At 66.6% G+C, this 23,021-nt stretch carries 27 protein-coding genes and 1 riboswitch; of the genes, 11 read left to right on the top strand and 16 right to left on the bottom strand.

Annotation, left to right across the window (positions count from 1 at the left end; genetic code table 11):
- Positions 1 to 22: 22 nt before the first annotated feature.
- From VG561_RS03890 to VG561_RS03875, 4 genes are all read left to right on the top strand, one after another.
- Complete coding sequence (locus tag VG561_RS03890; protein ID WP_014035526.1) at positions 23 to 448, top strand: hypothetical protein; 426 nt, start codon at positions 23 to 25, stop codon at positions 446 to 448.
- A 57-nt stretch (positions 449 to 505) separates the two neighbouring features.
- A complete protein-coding gene (locus VG561_RS03885) occupies positions 506 to 943 on the top strand; it encodes a rhodanese-like domain-containing protein (RefSeq protein ID WP_014645505.1) in 438 nt (145 codons plus the stop codon).
- A gap of 99 nt (positions 944 to 1,042) precedes the next feature.
- Entirely contained in the window at positions 1,043 to 1,561 is a 519-nt protein-coding gene (gene secB, locus VG561_RS03880) for a protein-export chaperone SecB (protein WP_005407596.1), read from the top strand.
- A 20-nt stretch (positions 1,562 to 1,581) separates the two neighbouring features.
- Positions 1,582 to 2,607, top strand: coding sequence for an NAD(P)H-dependent glycerol-3-phosphate dehydrogenase (locus VG561_RS03875; RefSeq protein ID WP_005420929.1), 1,026 nt, complete (start codon positions 1,582 to 1,584; stop codon positions 2,605 to 2,607).
- A gap of 124 nt (positions 2,608 to 2,731) precedes the next feature.
- Here VG561_RS03875 and VG561_RS03870 read toward each other — a convergent pair whose 3' ends face one another.
- Positions 2,732 to 3,208, bottom strand: coding sequence for a YybH family protein (locus VG561_RS03870; protein WP_032959355.1), 477 nt, complete (start codon positions 3,206 to 3,208; stop codon positions 2,732 to 2,734).
- Positions 3,209 to 3,322: 114 nt separating this feature from the next.
- Here VG561_RS03870 and VG561_RS03865 point away from each other — a divergent pair, with 114 nt between their 5' ends.
- Positions 3,323 to 3,988, top strand: a complete 666-nt coding sequence (locus VG561_RS03865; protein ID WP_142235516.1) for a hypothetical protein — start codon at positions 3,323 to 3,325, stop codon at positions 3,986 to 3,988.
- A gap of 13 nt (positions 3,989 to 4,001) precedes the next feature.
- On the opposite strand, the gene VG561_RS03860 is transcribed toward VG561_RS03865, so the two are convergent.
- The 4 genes from VG561_RS03860 to VG561_RS03845 form a co-directional block, all read right to left on the bottom strand.
- Entirely contained in the window at positions 4,002 to 4,376 is a 375-nt protein-coding gene (locus tag VG561_RS03860) for a hypothetical protein (RefSeq protein WP_049441737.1), read from the bottom strand.
- Positions 4,377 to 4,864: 488 nt separating this feature from the next.
- Positions 4,865 to 5,896 (bottom strand): ACR3 family arsenite efflux transporter, encoded by a 1,032-nt coding sequence (gene arsB, locus VG561_RS03855; RefSeq protein ID WP_014645509.1) that lies wholly within the window; start codon positions 5,894 to 5,896, stop codon positions 4,865 to 4,867.
- Between the two features lie 13 nt (positions 5,897 to 5,909).
- Positions 5,910 to 6,413, bottom strand: coding sequence for an arsenate reductase ArsC (locus VG561_RS03850; RefSeq protein WP_142235517.1), 504 nt, complete (start codon positions 6,411 to 6,413; stop codon positions 5,910 to 5,912).
- Between the two features lie 37 nt (positions 6,414 to 6,450).
- A complete protein-coding gene (locus VG561_RS03845) occupies positions 6,451 to 6,780 on the bottom strand; it encodes an ArsR/SmtB family transcription factor (protein ID WP_423179385.1) in 330 nt (109 codons plus the stop codon).
- Between the two features lie 17 nt (positions 6,781 to 6,797).
- Here VG561_RS03845 and arsH point away from each other — a divergent pair, with 17 nt between their 5' ends.
- Positions 6,798 to 7,526 carry an arsenical resistance protein ArsH gene (gene arsH / locus VG561_RS03840; protein ID WP_049441739.1) on the top strand — a complete coding sequence of 243 codons (729 nt, stop codon included), beginning with the start codon at positions 6,798 to 6,800 and terminating at the stop codon, positions 7,524 to 7,526.
- Between the two features lie 28 nt (positions 7,527 to 7,554).
- On the opposite strand, the gene VG561_RS03835 is transcribed toward arsH, so the two are convergent.
- From VG561_RS03835 to VG561_RS03820, 4 genes are all read right to left on the bottom strand, one after another.
- On the bottom strand, positions 7,555 to 7,887 hold the full coding sequence (locus tag VG561_RS03835; protein ID WP_260439449.1) for a hypothetical protein: 333 nt from the start codon (positions 7,885 to 7,887) through the stop codon (positions 7,555 to 7,557).
- Positions 7,888 to 8,072: 185 nt separating this feature from the next.
- On the bottom strand, positions 8,073 to 8,759 hold the full coding sequence (locus VG561_RS03830) for a L,D-transpeptidase (RefSeq protein ID WP_014645514.1): 687 nt from the start codon (positions 8,757 to 8,759) through the stop codon (positions 8,073 to 8,075).
- Positions 8,760 to 8,926: 167 nt separating this feature from the next.
- Positions 8,927 to 9,199, bottom strand: coding sequence for a hypothetical protein (locus VG561_RS03825; protein WP_010487149.1), 273 nt, complete (start codon positions 9,197 to 9,199; stop codon positions 8,927 to 8,929).
- Positions 9,200 to 9,410: 211 nt separating this feature from the next.
- The gene (locus VG561_RS03820; protein ID WP_423179384.1) at positions 9,411 to 10,415 is read right to left on the bottom strand and encodes a DUF2268 domain-containing putative Zn-dependent protease; all 1,005 of its coding nucleotides are present in this window, start codon (positions 10,413 to 10,415) and stop codon (positions 9,411 to 9,413) included.
- 161 nt (positions 10,416 to 10,576) lie between these two features.
- On the opposite strand from VG561_RS03820, the gene VG561_RS03815 reads away from it, so the two are divergent.
- The 5 genes from VG561_RS03815 (at position 10,577) to VG561_RS03795 (ending at position 14,084) form a co-directional block, all read left to right on the top strand.
- On the top strand, positions 10,577 to 11,152 hold the full coding sequence (locus VG561_RS03815) for an Ax21 family protein (RefSeq protein WP_005411880.1): 576 nt from the start codon (positions 10,577 to 10,579) through the stop codon (positions 11,150 to 11,152).
- A 123-nt stretch (positions 11,153 to 11,275) separates the two neighbouring features.
- Positions 11,276 to 12,043: a helix-turn-helix transcriptional regulator gene (locus tag VG561_RS03810; RefSeq protein ID WP_142235518.1), complete on the top strand. Its 768-nt coding sequence runs from the start codon at positions 11,276 to 11,278 to the stop codon at positions 12,041 to 12,043.
- 68 nt (positions 12,044 to 12,111) lie between these two features.
- Entirely contained in the window at positions 12,112 to 12,480 is a 369-nt protein-coding gene (locus VG561_RS03805) for a VOC family protein (RefSeq protein ID WP_032959386.1), read from the top strand.
- A 123-nt stretch (positions 12,481 to 12,603) separates the two neighbouring features.
- Positions 12,604 to 13,578 (top strand): Dyp-type peroxidase, encoded by a 975-nt coding sequence (locus VG561_RS03800; RefSeq protein WP_423179383.1) that lies wholly within the window; start codon positions 12,604 to 12,606, stop codon positions 13,576 to 13,578.
- An 86-nt stretch (positions 13,579 to 13,664) separates the two neighbouring features.
- Positions 13,665 to 14,084, top strand: a complete 420-nt coding sequence (locus VG561_RS03795) for a hypothetical protein (protein WP_423179382.1) — start codon at positions 13,665 to 13,667, stop codon at positions 14,082 to 14,084.
- A gap of 106 nt (positions 14,085 to 14,190) precedes the next feature.
- On the opposite strand, the gene pnuC is transcribed toward VG561_RS03795, so the two are convergent.
- The 7 genes from pnuC to VG561_RS03760 all read right to left on the bottom strand — a co-directional run bounded on the left by pnuC (position 14,191) and on the right by VG561_RS03760 (position 23,010).
- The gene (gene pnuC, locus VG561_RS03790) at positions 14,191 to 14,760 is read right to left on the bottom strand and encodes a nicotinamide riboside transporter PnuC (RefSeq protein WP_423179381.1); all 570 of its coding nucleotides are present in this window, start codon (positions 14,758 to 14,760) and stop codon (positions 14,191 to 14,193) included.
- A gap of 8 nt (positions 14,761 to 14,768) precedes the next feature.
- On the bottom strand, positions 14,769 to 16,958 hold the full coding sequence (locus VG561_RS03785) for a TonB-dependent receptor (protein WP_423179380.1): 2,190 nt from the start codon (positions 16,956 to 16,958) through the stop codon (positions 14,769 to 14,771).
- 70 nt (positions 16,959 to 17,028) lie between these two features.
- Positions 17,029 to 17,124, bottom strand: a riboswitch (TPP riboswitch).
- Between the two features lie 98 nt (positions 17,125 to 17,222).
- A complete protein-coding gene (locus VG561_RS03780) occupies positions 17,223 to 18,347 on the bottom strand; it encodes a phosphotransferase enzyme family protein (RefSeq protein WP_423179379.1) in 1,125 nt (374 codons plus the stop codon).
- Positions 18,348 to 18,468: 121 nt separating this feature from the next.
- Positions 18,469 to 18,876, bottom strand: a complete 408-nt coding sequence (locus VG561_RS03775) for a glycine zipper 2TM domain-containing protein (RefSeq protein WP_014645533.1) — start codon at positions 18,874 to 18,876, stop codon at positions 18,469 to 18,471.
- 247 nt (positions 18,877 to 19,123) lie between these two features.
- Positions 19,124 to 21,112, bottom strand: coding sequence for a peptidoglycan-binding protein (locus VG561_RS03770; RefSeq protein WP_041864013.1), 1,989 nt, complete (start codon positions 21,110 to 21,112; stop codon positions 19,124 to 19,126).
- 112 nt (positions 21,113 to 21,224) lie between these two features.
- Complete coding sequence (locus VG561_RS03765; RefSeq protein ID WP_032959390.1) at positions 21,225 to 21,995, bottom strand: hypothetical protein; 771 nt, start codon at positions 21,993 to 21,995, stop codon at positions 21,225 to 21,227.
- A gap of 376 nt (positions 21,996 to 22,371) precedes the next feature.
- Positions 22,372 to 23,010: a response regulator transcription factor gene (locus VG561_RS03760; protein WP_014035550.1), complete on the bottom strand. Its 639-nt coding sequence runs from the start codon at positions 23,008 to 23,010 to the stop codon at positions 22,372 to 22,374.
- Positions 23,011 to 23,021 lie beyond the last annotated feature (11 nt).

Here is a 23,021-nt window from a genome sequence, read left to right as displayed (position 1 = left end):
TGACGTTCTGGGGAAACCACTGATGCGCCGCCTGATCCAGTTCCTGATCTGTTCCCTGCTGCTGGCCAGTGCCGTGGCCTCGGCCGACGACCTCAGCCGCAAGCAGCGCAAGCTGCTGGAAGAGACCCAGATCGCCTACGGGGCGACCATCCGCTGGGGCAGCATGGACGATGCCATCGGCTACCTCGACCCCAAGCTGCGCAAGGAAAAGCCGCCCACCGAGTTCGAGCTCAACCGTTACGCGCAGCTGCGCGTGTCGTCCTACCGCGAGCGCAGCAGTGCCTCACTGGACGGGGGACTGGTCGAGCGCCGGGTCGAAATCGGGGTGATCAACCAGAACACCCAGGCCGAGCGCACGGTGGTCGTGGTCGAGCGCTGGCGCTGGGACCCGGAAGCCAAGCGCTGGTGGCAGACCGCCGGCCTGCCGGACCTGTGGAAGGGGCAGTGACGGGCCGCGTCCGGCTTGTGCGACAATCGGCGCCCGCTTAATCGACCCGTGACCTGAGTGAATTACGAAGAGTTGCTGGCCTTTGCAGGCCGAAACCCGATGCTGTCCGCGGCCCTGGTCGGCCTGACCGTGGCCATCATCGTCACCGAGATCCGCCGCCTGTTCCGGGGCTTCAAGGGCATCAAGCCCGCCGAACTGACCCAGTTGATCAACGCGGGCGGCACGGTGGTGGTCGACCTGTCGGCCAGCGGTGACTTCGAGAAGGGCCACATTGCCGGCAGCCGCAACGCCCAGGCCAGTGCCTTCGGCCCGGACCACAAGCTGGTGGCCAACGCCAAGCAGTCGCCGGTGGTGCTGGTGTGCCGCAGCGGCAACGCCTCGGAAACCGCCGCCAAGGCGCTGAAGAAGGCCGGCTTCGAGAAGGTCTACGTGCTCGACGGCGGCATTCCCGCCTGGCAGCAGGCCGAGCTGCCGCTGGTCAAGGGCCGCAACTGATTGCCGCAGGTGGCGGATCCGGCCTTGTATGGGCCTGATCCCGCCCCCATCGCAGTAATTCGACCATCGTTTTCATTGCATTCATTGGAGTTACTGGAAATGTCCGAAGAGATCACCAACGGCGCTGCTGCGCCGGTCGATGCCGCCACCGGCCCCGCTTTCACCGTCGAGAAGATCTACGTCAAGGACGTCTCCTTCGAGTCGCCGAACGCCCCGACCATCTTCAATGATCAGGTGCAGCCGGAGCTGCAGCTGAACCTGAACCAGCAGGTGCAGCGCCTGGGTGAGAACGCCTTCGAAGTCGTGCTGGCCGTGACCCTGACCTGCCAGGCCGGTGAGCGCACCGCCTACGTGGCCGAAGTGAAGCAGGCAGGCGTGTTCGGCCTGGTCGGCCTGGACCCGCAGTCGATCGACGTGCTGCTTGGCACCCAGTGCCCGAACATCCTGTTCCCGTACGTGCGCCAGCTGATCAGCGACCTGATCCAGGCCGGCGGCTTCCCGCCGTTCTTCCTGCAGCCGATCAACTTCGAAGGCCTGTACGCAGAAACCCTGCGCCAGCGCCAGGAGCAGGGCGACGCACCGTCGCTGGCTGACTCCGAGCCGGCTGGCAACGCCTGATTCCTGCCGCGACGTCACGGATGAGCACTCCCGCTGACAAGATCGCCGTGCTGGGCGCCGGTTCCTGGGGAACCGCGCTGGCCAGCCTGCTCGCACGGCACGGTCACCCGACCGTGCTGTGGGGGCGCGACGCTGCCGTGGTCGAGGCCATCGACCAGCGCCACGAGAACCCGCGCTACCTGCCGGGCATCCCGCTGCCGGACAGCCTGCGTGCCACCACCGACCTGGCGTCGGCGGTGGAAGGCGCGGCCTGGATCCTGGTGGTGACCCCGTCGCATGCCTTCGGTGAAACCGTGCGTGCGCTGGCGCCGCTGCGTCCGGCCGGTGCCGGCGTGGCCTGGGCCACCAAGGGCTTCGAACCCGGTTCGGGCCGTTTCCTGCATGAAGTGGCGCGCGAAGTGCTGGGCGAGGACGTGCCGCTGGCCGTCGTCACCGGGCCATCGTTCGCCAAGGAAGTAACCCAGGGCCTGCCCACCGCGATCACCGTGCACGGCGACGTGCCCGAGTTCGCGCAGACGGTGGCCGAGGCGATGCATGGCCCGGCGTTCCGCGCCTACACCGGCGACGACATGGTCGGTGCCGAGCTGGGCGGTGCGATGAAGAACGTGCTGGCGGTGGCCACCGGCGTGGCCGATGGCATGCAGCTGGGCCTCAACGCCCGTGCCGGCCTGATCACCCGCGGTCTCAATGAAATGCTGCGCCTGGCTGCGGCGATCGGCGCCAAGCCGGAAACGCTGATGGGCCTGGCCGGCCTGGGCGATCTGGTGCTGACCTGCACCGGCGATCTGTCGCGCAACCGTCGCCTGGGCCTGGCCCTGGGCCGTGGCCAGACGCTGCAGGATGCCGTGCGCGAAATCGGCCAGGTGGTCGAGTCGGTGCAGACCGCCGACGAAGTGATGCGACAGGCACGCCGCCATGGCATCGACCTGCCGATCTCCGACGGCGTGCGTGCCGTGCTGCACGGCGAGCAGACCCCGGAAGAAGGCCTGCGCGCACTGCTGGCGCGGGAACAGAAACCGGAATACCCGGACACGCTGTTCAAGTGAATCGAAAAACCCCGGCCACGTGCCGGGGTTTTTTATGTGCGCGAGCCATCCACGCATGGCGTGGATCTACTGCCGAACCCGCTTCTGGTAGCTGCCAACCTTGGTTGGCGCCCGACGGCGGCAATCACCGCGCCCGTGGCGGCGCGCTGGTGTTGTCCATGTCCGAGAAGATCAACCACGGCCCGTCGCCCACGCGCTTCAGCGTCAGCGTGAACTTGCCGGTGTCCCCCTCGTTGCTGCCGTAGCGATACGCACCAATGATGTAGCCCCTGTTGCCCTCCACCGAGTGAGCCAACGCCCGCAGCCGCAACGGACTGCCGCCCTGGCCGGCATACGCGGCCTCGATCGCAGTACGCCCGCGCACCGGCGGCTGGTTGCTCTGCAGTACAAAACCATCCTCGGCAAGCAGCGCAGCCAATGCCCTGGCATCCGCCGAGCGCCACGCCCGCTCGTAATCGCGTAGTACGCGCTCCAGCGGTGCGGGCAGGGCTGCGCCCGGGAGAGGCCGTGCAGGCTTCGCGTTTTCTGCATCGTGGGCAATTGCCGGCGATGCCAGCCGCAGGGCACTGCAGAAGATCTTGGCGAGTCGTGTACGGCGCATGCGTCCGGCTCCAGGCGATGACGGGACGCTACGAACGCATCCTGGCACGGTGCTGGTTAGAATCACGCGGCCGCCGATTTGGTGGATGCAGCGCAGATCAGACAAGGACGGGGAATGAAGATTCGAATCACAGGGATGGCACTGACGGTCGCATTGCTGGCCGCCTGCGGGCAGGCACCGGCACCCGATGCAGCACCAGCCGCACCAGCACCGGCCACAGAAGCACCTGCGGCCACGGCAACGGTGGGCGAGAAGGCGCCATCCATCGAAGATGGCGTGGATCCCTCGGTGTGGGACAACGAAGGCGAACCGGAAGACCCGAGTGCCGGCGGCGAACTCACCTGCGTGGACAACCCGCTGGCGACGCATTTCTTCACCCTGGTGGGCGGCAATACCGTGGACGACTGCGGCCGCAAGGACCCGAAGGTGCTGGCCGCGTTCAACGCCCTGATGAAGGACACAGCCGCAGCCGAATCCGCTGACAGGGAGATTCCATCGCTGCGCGAACGCCTGTTGAGCGGGCCCAGCGGTCCTGGTGAGCTGCTGGTGCTGCAGGGCGAGCCGTGGTGGTTCTATACCGCCTGCCAGGCCCACGACTGCCCCGGCACCGCGTTGGCGATGCTGTATTCGCCGACGGAGGCGAAGATGGTCGGCCGTCTTACCGCGCGCTGTCGTGTGTGGTGGCTGGGCGAGCCGACGGCGGAACAACGTGCGCAGATTGAACAACGCCAGCCACTGCAGGATGCCGCGTTGAAGGAAGACAGCGCGCTCTGCGAGTGATGTGGTGCCCGCCTCATCCTTCCGGCTGCATGCGCGCGCTGGCCTGTGCGTTCATGGTCAGGCACGCCAGGATCAGCCCTTCCATCACCCGGTCGCCCACGTACTCGGCCTCCGTGCCGTTCTGACGCACGCGCTCGGCCGCCAGCAGCAGCTCCAGCGTCACGCGTTGGCCGGCCAGTGCACAGTCCGCATCGGCCAGCGCCATGCAGCGGCCCGGCATCTGGTGACGCTCTGGCCAGGGCTGGCCGTCGGCGGCCGCGCCTTTGCCGATGCGGTGAAGCGTGGCGATGAAGGCATTCGGATCGGTCGCAGCCGCGTGCTCTGGCGGCCCACCGCCAGTGGCGGATGAGCGATGCGGATGCAGGCGTGGGAAGTCCGGTGATGTCATGGCAGTGCCCCGTGCAGGACAGACGGTAGCCGCCACGCAAAGGTGGCGGGCGGAGACGTGGCTCGAAAACCGGGACAGTGCGTACAAGGCCGGCAGGCACAAGGCCTCCACGCTCCGCCCGCCATAGTCGGCAGACGAATTGCCCGCCGGCGCCACACTGGGTGACGCCGACGGGCAGGCGCATACAACGTACGCATTGCCACGGGTTTTCGAGGCCCGGCCACCTTTTTCCGGTGGCACGCCATCTGTACCGCCGTCGCTGCGAAACGCCAATCAGACGAGTTGCAAACAGCGTTCGATCAAAGACGCTTTCAGCATTCTTGCATGCTGTTAAGTCGTCGCAGACGCAGGCGCCGCAACGTCCGTAGCAGCATGGGGGGAATATGCGACATGGTTCGAACTTGATGACAGGGATATGGGTACCCCACCAAGCCGATGACGACAGTGCGGAGCGAAGAACGTAAATCGAACTCGCCCCACTCTGGTTGTCAGCGCTCTTGGGGTCTTTCGTACCAGGCCTGAGTACGGTTGACGATGCGCACCACGGACAGCATGACCGGCACCTCGATCAGCACGCCCACCACCGTCGCCAGCGCCGCCCCGGAATGCACGCCGAACAGTCCCACCGCAGTCGCCACCGCCAGTTCGAAGAAGTTGCTGGCACCAATAAGCGCTGACGGGCCGGCCACGCAATGTGCCACGCCCAGCCGACGGTTGAGCAGGTAGGCCAGGCCCGAGGTGAAATAGACCTGGATCAGGATCGGCACGGCAATCAGCGCGATTACCAGCGGTTGCTTCACGATCTGCTGGCCCTGGAACCCGAACAGCACCACCAGCGTCAGCAGCAGCGCGGACAGGGACAGCGGCCCCAACCTTCGAAGCGTGAGTTGCAGGCCCGCCTCGCCGCTGCGCAAAAGGATCCAGTGCCGCAGCAGTGCAGCAGCCAGCACCGGCACCACGATGTAGAGACCAACGGACAGCAACAGCGTATCCCACGGTACGGTGATCGCCGACAGGCCGAGCAGCAGTGCGACCACCGGCGCGTAGGCAACCACCATGATCGCGTCGTTCAACGCCACCTGGCTCAGGGTGAAGTTGGCATCACCGCGGCACAGGTTGCTCCACACGAACACCATGGCGGTGCAGGGTGCGGCTGCCAGCAGGATCAGCCCGGCGATGTAGCTGTCGATCTGTGCTGCGGGCAGCCAGTCGGCGAAGGCATGGCGCAGGAACAGCCAGCCCAGCAGCGCCATCGAGAACGGCTTCACGGCCCAGTTGATGAACAGTGTTACCCCGATGCCCTTCCAGTGTTGCTGCAACTGGCGCATCGCGCGGAAGTCGACCTTCAGCAGCATCGGGATGATCATCAGCCAGATCAGCACCGCAACCGGCAGATTGACCTTGGCCACTTCGGCGGACGCCAGCACCGCGAAGGCACCGGGCAGGACGTGGCCCAGCAGCGTGCCCATCGCAATGCACAGCACAACCCACAGGGTCAGGTGTCGCTCGAACAGGCTCATGGCAGTGGCACCGTCACTGCGCGCCGTCGGTCGGCAACAGCTGGCCGATCCGGTCCAGCGCGTGCTGCAGCGCTTCGCGTTCGGACCACACCGATTCGGGCAGTGCGAGCAGCGCACGCAGGCGGGTTTTCACGATGGCATGGGCCAGCGCGAAGGCTGCGGCCTTGTCGGCATCGCTGCCTGCCACGGCGGCCGGATCGGGCAGGCCCCAATGGCTGCGGATGAAGTCACCGAACACCACTGGGCAAGCTTCGGCAGCGGCCGCATCACACACGGTGATGACCAGGTCCATGGGCGCTGCATCCACGAACTCGTCCCATGATTTGCTGCGCAGCCCTTCAACGGGCATTCCTTCGGCATGCAGTTGTGCCAGCGCGAACGGATTGACCTGGCCGGTGGGCTGGCTGCCCGCACTGAATGCCCTGAAGCGATCGCTGTCCCAGGCGCGCAGGGTGGCTTCAGCCAGCACGCTGCGCGCGCTGTTGCCGGTGCAGAGGAACAGGATATTGCGGGTCATGTGGCAATCGCTTCGATGGGGTGGGTCGTGTGCGGTATCAGCACTTGCAGGCGGGTTCGGCGGGGACGCACTGGTTGCTGGGTGAGCCCGCGCAACAGTTGTGCGTGAGGTACTCGATCAAGCCGTTCATGGCATCGAAGTTGGCGCGGTAGCAGACGTTGCGGCCCTGGTTCTCGCTCTCCACCAGCCCGGCCTGCACCAGCTCCTTCAGGTGGAAGCTGAGCGTGGCTGGGGGCACCTGCAGGGCCGTAACGATGTCGCCCGCCATGCGCCCTGCCGGGCCGGCCTCCACCAGCAGGCGGAAGGCAGCCAGCCGGGTGGCATGACCGAGGGCGGTCAGGGCGGAGATTGCATTCGATGTTTCCATATTTCTAGAATAATCGAATGAATGAGCCTATCACAAGCCTGGACCTGCCCAACCTGGTGGAATCGTCATTGCCCCAGCCCAATCATCACCAGCTCGCCGCGGCAGATCTGGGGCCGCCACGCATTCTCCTGCTCTACGGCTCGTTGCGGCCCCAGTCGTTCAGCCGCAAGCTGGCGCTGGAAGCCGAGCGGCTGCTGCGCCACCTGGGGTGCGAAACCCGGGTGTTCGATCCGCATGCGCTGCCGATGCTGGACAGCGTGGACCCGCACCACCCTGAAGTGCAGCGACTGCGCGAATGGTCGCAGTGGTCGGAAGGCCAGGTATGGGTCAGCCCCGAGCGGCATGGCACGGTCACCGGCGTGTTCAAGAACCAGATCGACTGGTTGCCGCTGGAAGATGGCAGCGTGCGGCCCACGCAGGGCAGGACGCTGGCGGTGATGCAGGTGAGCGGCGGCTCGCAGTCGTTCAACACGGTCAACGCGTTGCGCGTGCTTGGTCGTTGGATGCGCATGCTGACCATCCCCAACCAGTCGTCGGTGGCCAAGGCCTGGCAGGAATTCGATGACGACGGCCGGATGAAGCCCTCGCCGTACTACGATCGGGTGGTGGATGTGATGGAAGAGCTGGTGAAGTTCACCCTGCTGACGCGGGGCCGGTCGGACTACCTGGTAGACCGTTACAGCGAGCGGAAGGGCGACGCCCACGCCGCGGCATTGGCGCGGGCTGCAGAGGCTACGGCTTCCTGATCCTCATTGGTGCCGATGTGAGGCACGCTCACCCAAGCAGCCTCTTCACCCTTGAAGCTGCAAGGCGGATGATCACCACATAGGCCAGCAACATGCCGGTGCCGATGCCTATTACTTCGATTTCCCAGTTGCGGCGGTAGGGAGAAGGGCCCATGAAGGCCCACGCCAGAAGCACCGCCGCAATCAGCAAGGCGCTGCGATTGGCCTTCGAAATGAGCGCATCTTCGGTCGCGTGCCCCATGTTCGGATCCCAGGAACCGAGCAGCCACCCCAAGCCACGCAGGTAGTCGCGCGCCACGAAGAACAGGAAGACGAATACGCCTCCCATCGTGCTCAGCAGAAACTGGAAGAGTGGGTCCACCGGCGGCCTCATGGACGAGGCAGACATTGCCTCGCAGGATCGTCTACGGGCGCAGTATGCCAGCGTGCCGGGCCTCGGGGGCACCACGCCTCACACGCAGGCGACTCTCCATGAGCAGACTGTGCATCGCAGCCGCCCGGCGGGCGGCATGTGCCCACAACGCCCAGGGCGGACGCACAAACGCACTACTCGCCAGCGTGCTGTGCGGTCTTCTTTTGGTTGCCATCTGTGACGGCACGGCTCTGCGCGAACTCCGGGAACGTCTTCGCGATCGAATCCTTGTCCGGCAGGATGTAGAACACGCCGCCCTTCTCGAACGTGGACTGCACGATCTGCTCGTAGAACGCGGGCGAGACATTGATGCAGCCGTGGGTGACGCGGTTGTCGTCCGGCGAGGGCGATGCCAACCGCTCGGCGCGCTTTTCCTTCGGGCTGCCCGGCGGCAGCGGGTGCATCGACACGGCGGAATCGTAGTCCACCCACAGCACGCGTCCGGCATCGTCGGACGGGCCGTAACCGCCAATGAAGCGGCCGGCAGGCGTGGTGCGGTCGTGGCCGGGAATCGCGCTCAGTGCGAGCTTGGCGACGCCCGGTGCGGAATGGTCGCCGATCGCCGACCCAAACAGCGCCGGTGCGGCGCCGCGCAGCTTGCCGTCACCGCCGAAGACCAGAACCTGCGCCGCCGCCTTGTCCATGACCGCAAACGGATAGCCCTGGTTGTCCTTGCTGGCGACCACCCAGCCGGCCAGCTCGATCACTGTCTCGGACACGCTCTGGTCGGGCGGAAGTTCATCGACGGCGGCGACCGATGGTGCAGGTGCGTCCTTGTCCCTGGCGTTGGCTACGCCGCTGCACGCAACGGCCAGTGCCATGGCCAGGGAGGCATGGAGGGCGCGGCGTGCAGGGGAGGGGGAAGTACGAATGGGACGGCTCCTTGCAATGCAATCGTGGGTGGAAGGATGCCAGTGGCCGGCGAAGGCCACTGGGTCCCCGATACACCCGATACAGAGGTGGATCAATTCAAAAGGTGAGGGAGCGATTACCCGCGCGGCTTGCGGCCGGCAGGTGCCCTTTCAAGCTGCTGCACGCGACCTTCGATCTGGTCCAGGCGCTGATTGGCCTGCTGTGCGGACTGGTTGGCGGACTCCGCGCTCTGCGCAGCGCCCTGCACCTTGACGTCGAGCTGATCGAGACGCGAGTTGATGGTGGCAAACTCGTTCTTGTATGACGCGCAGGCGCCAAGGCTGACGGTGGCGATGAGCGCTACAGCAAGTGCGCGGGCCGTCTTCATGTGTTGCGGGTTCAGGTTCATTGCACTCCCTCCTTCGTCTGGGGAAGCTGGAATATAGCGGCGTTTGTTCCCGCCGCTACCAAGCGCTTTCAGCTGGAATTTGAATACGTGGAAGCACTGTGAAGCCGGCCCCTGACCCAACATTAACAAGCGGGATCAGGCGAGCTGATCTACGTCGGCGGCGTGCCTTGTGCCTGTTCAAGGTCGCCAATTCATCAGTATGAAGCGGCGCTCACAGCACTTGCGTTTCCACGCCTTTGGCAGCAGTGCAGGCAGGCGTCCATCCACTCGCCTCGAACACGGTCGCGGCGGTGTCGGGCCGCACATCCAGCAGCGTGGCGATGGCCCTGGTCCTGTCTGGCGCGCGGGAAACATAGCTGCGCGCGATGCGGTAGCCGACCCAGTATCCGAGATCTCCACGTCGTGCTTCATCGCCGGGGCCGTTGTACAGCCACTTCGAAAGATCGGTGCCCCCACTGTCCTGTACGAACGCGCGCTCCAGCGCACATTCGCGGCCCTGGGCCCAGCGACGCAGATGCGCGTTGGCCGGTTGCCCCGAGATCAGTTCACCCACGTACTCGGCGCCGCCTTCAAGCAACGTCTGATAGAGCAGGGTGGGCTGCGCGACATCGACGCTCGCACCGGGCTGTTGCACGTGCACGTACTCATGGGCGATCAGGTGCACGAAACGATCGCCGACGTCAGGCTGCATCCAGTCGGCGTTGCACAGTGCTTCCAGTCCGATCACCACACCATCTTCGGTGGTGACGCCGCCGCTGTTACCCCGCCCGACCAGCACGGTGACCGGAGGAAAACGTGCAGTGGGGAGCAGCGTGCCCAACCGATCGAGTGCGTCGGCAACCCGCGCGCGGATCGCCGGCAATGCCGCTGCACAGGTCCGCGCCCTGGCGAACAACGCCGGCTTGTCCTGGATGGCCCTGGCCAAACGCTCCATTGATCCGATGCGGCTGTCGGTGAAGCTGCGCAATGCCTCCGTGCCGGTGTCCAGATAGCCGCGCTGCAGGTCTTCGGCACTTGGTTTTCCTCCAGTGGCATCCAGCACGCTGAAGAAACGCGTGACATCGTCTGTCTGTACCACGATGCGTGCAGAAGGTTGGGCGCGCTCGGCCGCGTTGGCTGGCAGCTGCATCATCGGAAGGGCGACGAGCAGCAGCACCCGCACCGCGCGGCGCGCATGGGGCGGAAACAGCAGTGATGCGACGGACGCGTGCTGCATGTGGAGTTCCCTGAACGTCAGCCTTATTTATACACCAGTCAGTTCAATATTCAGGGTCGATTAGACCCCCTAACGGATAATTCACACCTGTCGACCGCCTCCTCTCTCTCCCCCTCCCGGGAGGCGGCCGACGAAACCAAAATAATTAAAGGTGTGTCCCGATGAACAAGAATTCGCTGCTCGCCCTGGGTCTCCTGGCTGCCCTGCCGTTCGCTGCATCGGCAACCGACGGCCTGTCGTACAACTACGTTGAAGGCGGCTACGTGAACACCGATGCCAAGGGCGGCGACGCCGATGGCTGGAAGGTGAAGGGTTCCGTGGCGGTGCACCCGAACTTCCACATCTTCGGCGACTACAGCGCGCAGGAGACCGACAAGTTCAAGAATGACGTCGACCAGTGGCGCATCGGTGCCGGCTACAACTACGGCATCGCACCGAACACCGACCTGGTGGCCCGCGTTGCGTACCAGAAGTTCGATATGAAGCATGGCCTGGACTTCAACGGCTATTCGACCGAAGTCGGCGTGCGCACCGCGTTCAACCCGTACGTGGAAGGCTACGTGATGGCCGGCTACGAGGACTACACCAAGAAGCACGGCATCAACCCGGACGGCGAGTTCTACGGCCGCGTCGGCGCCACCGCCAAGTTCAACCAGAACTGGGGCCTGAGTGGCGAAGTGAAGCTGGCCAAGGCCGGCGACCGCGAGTGGTTCGTGGGCCCGCGCTTCACCTGGTAACAAACGCCTGTCGTTAGTGCGTGTTGTGCTGGCGTGTGACTCTCTCTCTCTCCCACACGCCAACCGAAGCCCGGCCTCGCGCCGGGCTTCACTTTTATGGGCCCCGTGGCGCCACAATGCGGCATGGGCGACCCTTCCTCTCTTGCAGGCACCGGCACGACCTACCAGGAACATCTGACGCCTGCGCCGCTGCGCGGCCACTTTGGCCAGCTGTGGCAGAGCCAGCTTCCTGCCGATGCCGATGGGCACATCACCGTATTGCCCGATGGCTGCGTGGATATCCTCTGGCGCGACGGTGCGCTGTTCGTCGTCGGCCCGGACCGTGTGGCCGCGCACCCGGCGCTGGCACCCGGTGCGCAGGTGCTGGGCGCACGCTTCCGCCCCGGCCAGGCATTGGCCGCGCTGGGCCTGCCTTTGGCCGGGATCATCGGCCAGGCCGTGCCACTGGCTGATCTGAAGGGCGCGTGGGCGAACAAGGCGGCGGCCTCCATCGGCGACACCGCGCCTGCACAGCGCCTGCTGCGGATGGCGCACTGCCTGCAACAGCACATGGGTGCGGCCGCGCTCGATACGCCGGCGCAGCGCGCCCATGTCCTGTTCCAAGCGCTCGCCGCGGGTAATGCCACGCTGGATACGCTGGCGGCGCAGTTGGGCCTGAGCCCGCGCAGCCTGCGGCGTTTCAGCCAGTCGCAGTTCGGCTACGGCGCCAAGACGCTGGAGCGGATCCTGCGGCTGCAACGTTTCCTGCGCCAGAGTCGCGCGCTGCCACAGCATTCGTTGGCGATGCTGGCCGCTGATGCCGGCTATGCCGACCAGGCCCATCTCAGCCGCGAGGCGCGCGAGCTGACTGGCATGACCGCCAGCGAGCTGCGCCTGGAGTGGGGACAATGATGGCCGTTTTGTTCAAGACCGCCGTGCCGCGCTGACCGAAGCTGGGGTTCCAATCACGGAGCAACCTCATGAGCCACGAAGCTACCCACGAAGCCGAACGCCGCATCGACAACATCGAATTCAACGTCGCCGACATCGCCCGCAGCAAACGCTTCTACGGCGAGGTGTTCGGCTGGCAGTTCACCGACTATGGTCCGTCCTACACCGAGTTCGACGATGGCCGGCTGAAGGGCGGCTTCGTGTCTGACGCGCCGTTGCGTGCTCACGGAGGACCGCTGGTGATCCTGTACTGCGCGGACCTGGCCGACGCACAGCAGCGCGTGGTCGCCGCCGGTGGCGAAGTGGTGCAGGCGGTGTTCGCCTTCCCCGGGGGCCGCCGCTTCCACTTCCGCGATCTGGATGGCTACGAACTGGCGGTCTGGAGTGATGTGGACTGAGGTCTTCGTACCTTCGCCGGTGGACGGAACGAGAACCGCTCCGTCCCCGGTCAGGCGGTTCCGCTATGATCGCCCGCACATCGCCACACGCGATGCGTCCGCCTCAAGCCAGCAGGAACCGCCGTGAACTCCCAGCCCGCACCGATCACCGCCCTCAACCACACGCTCGACAACGAGCCGCAGCAGATCACTGCGCCGCTCACCCATTCGGCGGCGTTCCTGGTGCTGAGGGTGAAGGATGACGAGGCGTCGATCGCCAAGGCGCGCGAGGTGCTGGCCAGCACCGATGATCTGATCAAGAACACCGCCATCCGCGAGATCGAGCGCACGTTTACCTGCAACGTGGCCATCGGCCATCGCGTGTGGCAGCCGCTGGTGGGCACCACGCCGCCGCGCGAGCTGGCACCGTTCCGCGAGATCAAGGGTGCGACCCACACGGCCGTGTCCACGCCCGGTGACCTGCTGTACCACATCCGCGCACGCACCATGGACCTGATCGTGGCGTTCGAGCGCAATCTGCTGTTGGCCTTTGGCGATGCGGTTGAAGCGGTCGATGACGTGGCCGGCTTCCGCTACTTCGATGGCCGCGACCTGCTCGACTTCGTCGATGGCACCGCCAACCCGGAGGGGCTGTCGCTGCCGGAAGCCACGATCGTGGGTGAGGAAGACCCGGAACATGCCGGCGGCAGTTACGTGGTGGTGCAGAAGTACCTGCACAACCTCGATGCCTGGCGCGCGCAGAAGACCGAGGCGCAGGAGGCGATCATCGGCCGTACCAAGCACGACAACATCGAGCTGGACGATGCGCCGGCCGATGCACAGAAATCGCACAAGACGCTGTGCACCATCGAGGACGCCGACGGCGAGCACGAGATCCTGCGTGACAACATGCCGTTCGCCAACCCGGGCCGCGGCGAGTACGGCACCTACTTCATCGGCTACACGCGCCGCCTTTGGGTGATCGAGACGATGCTCGAGCGCATGTTCATCGGCAATCCCGCACCGCTGCACGACCGCATCCTCGATTTCTCCACCGCCACCACCGGCGTGACCTTCTTCGCACCCTCGCGCAAGGTGCTGGCCGACCTGGGCGAGTGATCGCGCCGGGCCATCGCCGGCCGCCATCTGCCTGTCATCTAGGGCGCCGACCATGGCGCGCTGGATGGGAGTGCAGGAGGCAGGCGATGGCCATGGCAGGGAACAGGACCGGCATGCGCCGCTGGTGGCGGCGTCTGGCCGCGGTGTTCGGCGCGTTGGCACTGGGGAGTGCCAACGTTCCCGCGCAGGAAGCCCCCGCGCACTGGATGGCCTACGCCGCCGCCGTGGGTGGCCAGCTGCAGCAGCGCCTGCAGCAGGAACAGGACCCGCAGGCGCAGCGTGTGCTGGCGTGGTTGCAGGCGCACCCTGACACACCGGCACCGCTGCCGGTGAGCGTGTGGATCGCGGCGGATGGCCGTATTTCGAAACTGGAATTCGACAGCCTGGGCGATGCCCAGGTCGACGCCGACCTGCGCGCGACGCTGCAGGCCGCGCCGTTGCAGGCGGCACCGCCGGCCGACATGCGCCAGCCGCTGCGCCTGGGCCTGTTGCTGGAGCCGAAGTAGATCCACGCCATGCGTGGATGTGGTGGGTAGATGCCGACCTTGGTCGGCAGGCGCGCACCAACCCAGGTTGGCGACTACCGGTAGCCCGGCCGCGCATGGCGTGGCGCTACCGCGTTGCCACCTGCGGTTCACGCGCGGCGGCGCTCCATGCGCGCAGGCCGAACACGGCCAGGCCGAGGAAGAACACGTACAGTGCCGCGGTCACGTGCAGCGACTTGAACAGGTACGCACCCACATAGACCACGTCCACCGCGATCCACACCCACCAGCAGGCCACGTGGCGGCGTGCCTGCCACCACTGGCCGACCAGGCTCAGCGCGGTCAGCATCGCGTCCAGCCAGGGCAGCGCGGCATCGGTGAAGGTGTGCATGGCCGCACCCAGCGCCACGCCACCGCACAGGCCGAAGGCCAGGTCGCGCAGCAGCGTGCTGCGTGCCAGTGGCACGATGCGGATGCTGCCCTCATCGGCGGCGTGCTGCCGCCAGTTGAGCCAGCCATAGACCAGGAAGCCACCGAAGGCGACCTGCAGCAGGGTGTCCGAGTACAGCTTGGCCTCGGCGAACACCAGCCCATACAGCGCCACCGACAGCAGGCCCACCGGCCACGCTGCCAGCCGGCGCCGGGCCATCAGCCAGACGCCGAGGATGCTGCACAGCGCGGCGGTCCACTCCAGCATCACGCCGCTCACAGCGCGAACGTCACCGACAGGCGGGCCTGTCGCGGTGCACCGGGGAACAGGTAGTAGTCACCGCCGCTGCTGCCGGTATCGCGCCAGTAGAAGCGGTTGAATACGTTGTCCACCGACAGGTTCCAGGTCACCGCGCGTTCGTGCAGGCGATGCTGGAAGCGCAGGCCGGCATCGAACACCGAGTAGTCCGGCGCGCGCACGCCACCATCGGCGCGTGCCACGTTGGCACCGGCATAGCGCCAGCCACCGGTCACGTCCAGGCCCTGCACGAACGGCAGCGCGTAGGCCACGTGCACGCTGGCGCGTACCTTCGGCACGTTCACCAGCTGATGGCCTTCATAGGCCGGCGTGCCGGTGTCGCGCGCGCGCGCCTGCAGCACGCTGGCGCTGGCCACGATCTGCAGTGCGTCGGTCAGCTGGCCGTTGGCGGTCAGCTCCAGGCCGGTGTGGGTCTGCGTGCCTTCCTCGACGAAGGTGTAGCCGACGTCGCTGCTGTCGGGCTTGGCGTACTGGTACGGCTGCGAGATGCGGAACACCGCCGCGCCCAAGGTCAGTGCTTCGACCGGCACGTACTTCACGCCCACTTCCAGCTGGCGCGACTGCACCGACGGCAGGAAAGTGTCGGCATTGCTGGTCCAGAACGGCGCTTCCTGGCCCAGCGAAATGCCGCGCACATAGCTGGCATAGGCGTTGAGCTGGTCGGTGGCCTTCCACACCACGGCGGTCTGCGGCAGGAAGCGCGACAGGCGGCTGTGCCGCTGCGGGGTGCCACGCTTGTCGTAGGCGCGCTCGTCCAGGCGCACGAAGCGGCCACCGGCCAGCCACTGCCAGTCATCACCGAAGCTCATCCGGTCCAGCGCGAAGAACGCGGTCTGGCGGCTGTCCAGGCGCCGTGCGGAGGGGCCCGGCATCTTCGGCGACGGCGCGAATACGGGCACCTGCGGATCGTGGATGTTGCTGGTGCCGACGTACTCGTTGACGCTCGGGCGCTTGTCCACGGTGCGGCGGAAGTAGTCGGCACCGAGGGTCAGCTGATGGCCGACGCTGCCGGTCTCGAAGCGGCCACGCAGCTCGGCACGGGCCTGCTGGTTGCGGCGGGTGTCGTCCGGGCTGCGGTAGTCGTAGACATCGTAGTCGCCGTTGGGCGCGAAGTAGTTGCCTGGCACGCTGCCATCGGCGCACTGCACGGCGTAGTAGCAGCCGTAGGCGAAGGCGACGTTGTCATCGATCACCGAGCGGCTGTGGCCGACCGAGACGCGCGACTGCCAGGCATCGTTGAAGTCGTAGGTATGCAGCGCGGTGATGTTGGTGCTGGCGATATCCACCGGGCGCTGCCACGGCTGGTAGCCGAGCAGGTGCTCGCGGTCGACACCGCGCGGCAGGTCACGCGCGCCCAGCAGCTGGTAGCCGGACACCGAGCGCTGCGAGCTGGTCTGGTAGTTGGCATCCACTTCCAGCTTGCCGCGCTCGCCGATCAGCCAGTCGGCGGCCAGCGAGTAGAAGTTGCGGCGGCCATCGGCGTGCGCGACGTAGGAATTGCTGGAGTCCCATGCGGCATTCAGGCGCAGGCCGAAACGCGGGGTGATCCAGTGGCCGACATCGACGGCGACGTAGCGTGAGCCTTCCGAATCGGTGCCGAGCGTGGCGGTGCGTACTTCAGCCGGGCGCTTGCCGATGTAGTTGATGATCCCGCCCGGCGCCATCACCCCTGCCGCCAGGCCGGCTTCACCCTTGAGGATCTCGACCGACTGCACGTTCTCCAGCGCCAAGCGTTGCTCGCCGGCGATGGACAGCCCGTTGAAGCGGTAGCCGGTGGCGGCGTCCAGCGCGAAGCCGCGGATGGCGATGTTCTGGTAGTAGCCCACAGGTGCATACGCATCACCCAGCGAGGCATCGTTGCTGGCCAGCTCGGACAGCGAACGTACCTGGCGACGTTCGAGATAGTCGCGCTCGAGCACGTTCACCGAAGCCGGCGTGTCCTTCCACGAACCGCCGCCGAAGGCATTCACGCGCGAGGTATCGGCCTTCGGCTTGCCGGCCTCCACGCGCACCGCCGCCAGTTCGGTCGGCGAGCGTTCGGCACCAGTGGCAGCCGCATCGGTGGTGGCCTCGGCCTCGCTGGCATGCAGCGGCAGCGCGGCGCAGAGGGCGAGTGAGAGCAGGGTGGGGCGCAGGCAGCGGTTCATTCGGTTCGTCTTCGGACAACAAGGGAGACGAAGCGACGGCGCGCAGGTGCACCGGCCCATGATGGGGGTGTGGCTGCGGCTCAAAGCTCCCTACGCCGGTGCAAACCGGATCAGGTTCCAAGGGACTCTCTCAGCCTGGCAGATCCAGGCACCCCCGCTTCAGGTGACCATTTCACTACAAATGGTACGGATTTGCGAGCGCCAGCCGGGGTCAGATCCCTTTCCTGCGGAAAGGGATCTGACCGCAACGCTGCGTCAACCGGATCACGCGACGGCGTGCAGGGCCTGCAGCAGTGCCCGCCCCGGCGCGCTGTGGAACCACGCCGGATGGCCCAGCATGAAGGGCTGCCAGGCCACGTCGGCATTCGCGGTTGAGCGGGTGACACCTTCGAAGTACTCCATTTCGGACAGTGCGAAGTCGAAATGGACCATTGGCAGCAGGTCGGCCAGCAGGTGCACGCGTGCCGCCGACAACGGCAGCACCTCGCGGTAGCCGTCGAGCAGGGCCAGCGCGATATCGATGCGCACCGCCTCCATGCCGCGCTCCAGTTCCAGCCACGCCACTGCGTTGCGCTCGATCGCGGTGGCGAGGTCGAACAGCGCGCTGGTGGGCGACGCCAGGCCGAAATCCAGCACGGTGCTGACCTCGCCGTTGCGCCACAGCAGGTTGGAGACATGCCAGTCGTTGTGCGCCCACAGCCGGGGCTCGGCGCGCAGGCGCTCGGCCAGACCGGCGTGCCACGGCAGCACGTCGCGCTGCAGCTGTGCTTCCCATGGAATGCGCGCGAGATAGCGTGCCAGCCCGGGACGTTCATCCAGTTCTGCCTTGATGGCGGCGATCGGATCGTCGGCACGGATCAGGTCGTCGCGCGCCACCAGCAGATGGGTGCTGCGCTGGGGCGCGTGGTAGCTGGCGGCGGCACGGTGCAGCTGTGCGAGCGTGCGCCCTGCTTCGCGGGCCTGCGCGACATCGGTCAACAGCGACCACGACACCGCGTCGCGATACAGGTCGTCGCCCACGCCGACATCGTGCAGTTCAAACGTCCATTCGCCGCGTTCGACCGCAGTGTGGCCATCGGTGGCCGGCAGCACCTGCACCACTGGCACGCCGGCGGCGGCGAGATGGGCGATGAAGTGGTGTTCTTCTTCCAGACAGGCCGCGCTGCGCACGCTGTGGTGGTGGCGCTTGATGAATACCGGTGCGCGCGTGCCATTGACGATGGCGGCGGCAGACAGCGGCCGCGGGCTGTGCCAGCGCGGTTGGCTGTGCCCGCCCAGCTGCGGGTAACGCGTACTCAGCCACGCGATGTCCGCCGCGCTGATCGGTGGCCAGTCGGCAGCGACCTCGTCGTTGTTGAGGCCCTGCACGCGGTGGGAGGAAGACGTCATGCCACAGTCCGATCGGGAAAGTCACATCCAAGGCTGCGCATTCAACGCCATGCGCGTGGCCAACGCAAACGGGCGGGTCATCGACCCGCCCGTCTCCGCGTCATCGGTATGTCGGCGCTGCTTACCAGCCGCGATGGCGGCCGCGGTCGTGGTAGTAGCGGTTGTCGTAGTAACGCTCACGCTGCCAGCGGCGGTCATCGCCACGGTCGTAGTAGCCACTGCGGTAGTAGCCACGGTCGTAACGGCGATCGTAGCGGTCGTCGTAACGGCGATTGTCGTAGTAACGGCGGTCGCGGCGGTCGGAGGTGGTCAGGTTGCCGATCGCGCCGCCGGCCACGGCACCGCCGACGGTGGCCGCAGGGTCGCCGTTGGACAGCAGGTTGCCGGCCACGCCACCGACCACGGCGCCGACCAGGGTGCGCTTGTCCTTCCTCGACATCGCGCTGGCATCGCTGACCACGGCGACACCGGCAACCAGTGCCAGGGCCATCGCCAGACCACGGAAGCTGAGTGTGGAAGTACTGAGCATGTTCGGTTCTCCTGTGAGGTGCATGCCACGCTGGGCAGGGAGGGCGCGGGGCGCCCCGGCTGCCGTGGAGACCACGCTGGCGTTCCAACATTGCCGGAACATTGCCTGGCCTACCGGGCGGCTTGCGCATTCATCTAGCGTCAGGCGGCATGAAGCAAGGCTGAAAGTGGCTTTTACCGCTCAGCTGGCAGAAAGGGAAAGGGCCGCGCATGGCGCGGCCCCTCCCGGTCTGCAAGGCGCTGCGGGCTCAGACGCCCATGGCCTTCTGCGCCTGGCGGGTCTGTTCCTGCTGCGCGTCCTGCTGCTGGTGCAGCACGTTCGGCGCGCCCTGCACCGCGCCGCTGCTGAGCGCCATGCTCTGCTCGCTGGCGGTGCGGGTTTCCACCGCAACGCGGCTGGCCGCCGGGTCACCGACCGTGCCCTGCACGGCGAACAGGCGCTCACCGTTCGGGCTGGGCACCACCGCGTCGATGCGCTGCAGGCCGGCGGCATGCGCCTCCCTGGTCAGGGCCGCTGCGGCGCTTTCCAGCGCGTGACGGTCCTTGAAGGTGCCCGCCGGCATCCGTTCCAGGCCTTCGGTGGCCTGCAGGTACATCGGATTGCGCGGGTGCCGCTCGTCGTTCAGCAGCGGGCGCTCGCGGGCCTCCTTGATCGCATCCAGCGTCTTCGCACCGACGATGCCGTCGGCAACCAGCCCGTTGTCCTTCTGCAGCTGGCGTACCGCCGCTTCGGTATTGCGGCCGAAGCGGCCGTCCTCGGCCAGCGGCTTGCCGTCGGCCCCGGCATAGCCGAGGTGGCCCAGCTGCTCCTGCACCTTGCGCACGCCCTCGCCGTGCGCGCCCGGCTTGTACAGCTCGGCGTGCGGGGCGGCAGCGGCCTTGTGTTCGGCCGCAGGCTTGCCCTGGGTCTGCTCATGCGATTGGGTGCGGCTTTCCAGCAGGTCGCGCGCCTTGGACAACGGGTCCGACGCGAACAGCTTCCAGTGCGGGTGGTCCTTCACCTGCTTGAGGTAATCCTCCACCGGCATGGTGTGCACGCCCTTGCTGCCGGTGGACTGGCTGATCAGCAGCTTGTCGGTGTTCGGGTCGCGCACCACCATCACGATGTGGTCGATGCCATTCCAGTGCTCGTGGCGGGTCCTGGCCGTATCCAGGCCGATGACCATGCCTTCCTTCAGCGCACCGGGCTTGAGGATGGCGTCGCGCTCGAGCAGCACGCCGGACTGTTCGACGGCCTTGTGCACGATGCCGCCGGAACCGAGGTTGCCCAGGTCGATGCGGTCGGCCTTGCTGAAGACAGCGTGCCCGGCCTTCTGGTTGATCTCGTCCATGGTCCGGTTCTGCAGGGTGCCGACCCAGCCGGAGCAATCGATGTAGCCCTGGTCCACGTTCTTGCCGGTCTTGCCCGGCACGTACAGCGCGTGGCCCGGGATGTTGATGGCGTACTTCACATCGTCGTACTTCACGCCAGCGTCGTACGCGGCGTGCAGTTCGATGCCCGGCTTCGGCGCAGCAGGAGCCGTTGCGGTCGCCGCCAGCGTGGCCGCAGCGGCGCCCACTGCGGCGGTCTGCGCAGGTGTGCCTGGAGCCTGGGCCTGGCCCGGTGCCACGGTCTGCGGCGTGATGTGCTTTTCCGGGATGCTGATCGCTGCGTACTTGTGGATGTAGTAGCTGGAGAAGGTCCGCGCCAGGTCGCCGTCGTTCATGCCACGCATTTCGGCCAGGGTGTGGCCGGTCAGCGCCTTGGCATCGGACCCGATCTGGTTGAGCACGTTGCGGCGCATGTTGATCTCTTCGCCATGGCCGTTGCGGACCACGCCGAAGGTGCCGGTGGCGATCGCGGTCTGCACCGAGCCATAGCCGGCGCTGCCCTGCTGGTGGGCCAGGTACAGGTCCAGGCCGGTCGGCGTGTCGCCGCCGGACAGGTACGGGTGGCCGGTGCGCTCATTGCGGCGCGCCATCGAGCCCAGGTTGTCCTGGTACATCTGCGCGGCGGCTTCGGTGTTGCGGGTCGGATCGAACTCGTGGCCGGTCAGGTGGTACTGGCGCGCCGAACCGGGCACGAACTGGAACAGGCCCTTGGCCCCGGTCGACGTGTTGTGGGCGCGTTCGTTGAACGTGCCGCCGGTCTCGATGTGCGCGAAGCGCATGAAGTCATCGACCGGAATGCCCTTCTGCCGGGCGACCTGCTCGACGATGTCCAGGACTTCCTTTTTGCTGTAGTCATGCTGTGCCATGACGTTTTCCTCGGGGTTGATGGAGCGGCCGATGCCGCGAATCGCCAACCGGACTCATCCGTGAGTCAAGAACATGTCGGTCAACAGGTAACCCGCCTGCGGCGGATGGAAATCAGGGCGCGATGTACTGCTGGGCCTTGCTGTCGAAGCGGTAGTGCACGGTGTCGCCGGCACCCAGCGCGCGGGTCTTGCCCGGGGCTTCGATGGTGGTGCCCTTGAAGGTCACGGTCAGCTGCGGCAGGCCGTTGCCATCGGCCACGAAGGCCAGTTCGCCATCGCTGTCGGTGCACGGCATCACGTTGCCGTCGTCGCAGGCCGCGCTGTTGTCTTCGCCGGTGCGCACCGAGCCGACGTAGCGCCAGACCTTGCTGTCCAGGTCGTCCTCGCTGCGCTTGGGGTTGAACAGCAGCAGGGCGTAGCCGCTGCTGCTGATGCCGCGGTCGAAGCTGCTGGTCGGCACCGCCAGCAGCAGGCGGCCGTCGGCGGTGTGGTGTTCGATCGGCTTGCGCCGGGTATCGACGTCGTCGGCCTTGTCGTAGGCGCCGAGCGCACCGATGGTCCATTCCTGGCCACGGAACTTCCACGGCTTCTTCGCGTCGCCGCCGGCCAGTACGAAGGTGGCCTCGGCCAGATTGGCGCGGTCGTCGGGGCCGGCCGGCTGCTGTTCGCCCGGCTTGCCGTAGTGCTCGCGGGTGTCCCAGGAAAAACCGGTGTAGTAGGTGGTGCCGTCCAGGGTGAAGCGGTGGCCGAACCAGAAGGTCGCCACGCTGCCGTTCTGGACCTCATAGGACGTCGCACCGTCGCCATCCACCTGGTAGATGAAATACATCACGGTCGGCGCGTCGGGCGGGGTGACGGCGGCATCGGGAGAGGGGTTCTGCATCGGGGCAACATCCTGTCGGGGCGCTTTGGCAGCCTGCGCAGGCGCAGGCCGGGAGGACGAGGGGGCCGGATCGGCGGCGCTGCAGGCGGCAGCGGAAAGAGAGACGAGCAGGCATGCCGCGAATGCGCGCAGGGGCCGCAACGGCAGGGTCCAACGTAGCTCGGGGGGGGACTGCATGCGCCTCTCCATGGTCAGCGTTGCCGGGCCAGACGGCCGGCAGGAAGCCGCACCCCATCCACCACGGACGGGAGCGAGGACATGAGCCGGTCGATTCCTTTGACCTCGCATTGAGAACTCATGCCTGTCCATCTTGGCACAGATCCGCAGGCCGTCAAAGAGGGGGGGCGGCAGCCGGGTCTGTGATGTGAAGTGCGTCTCAGATCTTGCCGTCACGCAGGTAGTCGAACAATTCGGCGTCGCCCTTCAACCCCAGCTTGAGCATGGCGTCGCCCTTCTGCCGGCTGATGGTGCTGACGCTCTTGTGCAGCTGCAGCGAAATCTCCTTCACCGTCATGCCGGTGCCGAGCAGTCGCAGCACCTCCACTTCGCGTGGTGACAACGGCTTGCCGTCGCCCTCGCGCATGCGCCAGCTGCCGGCCGCGTCCACCCGCTCGCGCAGGCTGCGGCTGATGTAGGGCTGGCCGCGGTACACCGACTGGATGGCCTGCGGCAGCTCGTCCATTGACGAACTCTTGTCGACCAGACCGAGCACGCCACTGTCGAGCACCATGCGCAGGATCGCCAGGTTGCTGGAGACGCTGAGCATCAGCACCGGCAGGTCCGGATGCCGGCGGCGGATCATGCCGATCATGGCGAAGCCATCGGCCTGCGGGCTGCCCGGCATGGAGTAGTCGGTGACCAGCAGGTCACAGGGCTGGTTGGCGAGCAGGGTCATCAGCGCCTGCGCGCTGTCGGCCTCGCCGACCACGCGGCCCACGCCGCTCGACTCGATGACGGCGCGGGTACCGATGCGGACCACCGGGTGATCGTCTGCGATGATGATGCGCAAGCTCATGCTCTAGTATG

Source organism: Stenotrophomonas sp. CASM110, from assembly GCF_049384345.1.
Taxonomy (GTDB): Bacteria; Pseudomonadota; Gammaproteobacteria; order Xanthomonadales; family Xanthomonadaceae; genus Stenotrophomonas; species Stenotrophomonas muris.
Note: the sequence above shows the minus strand (reverse complement) of the source record. Positions and strands in the feature narration are given on the sequence as shown.

Coding starts and splice junctions, on each gene's coding strand:
- VG561_RS03890 (WP_014035526.1), top strand. CDS start 23: ATGCGCCGCCTGATCCAGTTCCTGATCTGTTCCCTGCTGCTGGCCAGT.
- secB (WP_005407596.1), top strand. CDS start 1,043: ATGTCCGAAGAGATCACCAACGGCGCTGCTGCGCCGGTCGATGCCGCC.
- VG561_RS03875 (WP_005420929.1), top strand. CDS start 1,582: ATGAGCACTCCCGCTGACAAGATCGCCGTGCTGGGCGCCGGTTCCTGG.
- VG561_RS03870 (WP_032959355.1), bottom strand. CDS start 3,208: ATGCGCCGTACACGACTCGCCAAGATCTTCTGCAGTGCCCTGCGGCTG.
- VG561_RS03865 (WP_142235516.1), top strand. CDS start 3,323: ATGAAGATTCGAATCACAGGGATGGCACTGACGGTCGCATTGCTGGCC.
- VG561_RS03860 (WP_049441737.1), bottom strand. CDS start 4,376: ATGACATCACCGGACTTCCCACGCCTGCATCCGCATCGCTCATCCGCC.
- arsB (WP_014645509.1), bottom strand. CDS start 5,896: ATGAGCCTGTTCGAGCGACACCTGACCCTGTGGGTTGTGCTGTGCATT.
- VG561_RS03850 (WP_142235517.1), bottom strand. CDS start 6,413: ATGACCCGCAATATCCTGTTCCTCTGCACCGGCAACAGCGCGCGCAGC.
- VG561_RS03845 (WP_423179385.1), bottom strand. CDS start 6,780: ATGGAAACATCGAATGCAATCTCCGCCCTGACCGCCCTCGGTCATGCC.
- arsH (WP_049441739.1), top strand. CDS start 6,798: ATGAATGAGCCTATCACAAGCCTGGACCTGCCCAACCTGGTGGAATCG.
- VG561_RS03830 (WP_014645514.1), bottom strand. CDS start 8,759: ATGGCACTGGCCGTTGCGTGCAGCGGCGTAGCCAACGCCAGGGACAAG.
- VG561_RS03825 (WP_010487149.1), bottom strand. CDS start 9,199: ATGAACCTGAACCCGCAACACATGAAGACGGCCCGCGCACTTGCTGTA.
- VG561_RS03820 (WP_423179384.1), bottom strand. CDS start 10,415: ATGCAGCACGCGTCCGTCGCATCACTGCTGTTTCCGCCCCATGCGCGC.
- VG561_RS03815 (WP_005411880.1), top strand. CDS start 10,577: ATGAACAAGAATTCGCTGCTCGCCCTGGGTCTCCTGGCTGCCCTGCCG.
- VG561_RS03810 (WP_142235518.1), top strand. CDS start 11,276: ATGGGCGACCCTTCCTCTCTTGCAGGCACCGGCACGACCTACCAGGAA.
- VG561_RS03805 (WP_032959386.1), top strand. CDS start 12,112: ATGAGCCACGAAGCTACCCACGAAGCCGAACGCCGCATCGACAACATC.
- VG561_RS03795 (WP_423179382.1), top strand. CDS start 13,665: ATGGCCATGGCAGGGAACAGGACCGGCATGCGCCGCTGGTGGCGGCGT.
- pnuC (WP_423179381.1), bottom strand. CDS start 14,760: ATGCTGGAGTGGACCGCCGCGCTGTGCAGCATCCTCGGCGTCTGGCTG.
- VG561_RS03785 (WP_423179380.1), bottom strand. CDS start 16,958: ATGAACCGCTGCCTGCGCCCCACCCTGCTCTCACTCGCCCTCTGCGCC.
- VG561_RS03780 (WP_423179379.1), bottom strand. CDS start 18,347: ATGACGTCTTCCTCCCACCGCGTGCAGGGCCTCAACAACGACGAGGTC.
- VG561_RS03775 (WP_014645533.1), bottom strand. CDS start 18,876: ATGCTCAGTACTTCCACACTCAGCTTCCGTGGTCTGGCGATGGCCCTG.
- VG561_RS03770 (WP_041864013.1), bottom strand. CDS start 21,112: ATGGCACAGCATGACTACAGCAAAAAGGAAGTCCTGGACATCGTCGAG.
- VG561_RS03765 (WP_032959390.1), bottom strand. CDS start 21,995: ATGCAGAACCCCTCTCCCGATGCCGCCGTCACCCCGCCCGACGCGCCG.
- VG561_RS03760 (WP_014035550.1), bottom strand. CDS start 23,010: ATGAGCTTGCGCATCATCATCGCAGACGATCACCCGGTGGTCCGCATC.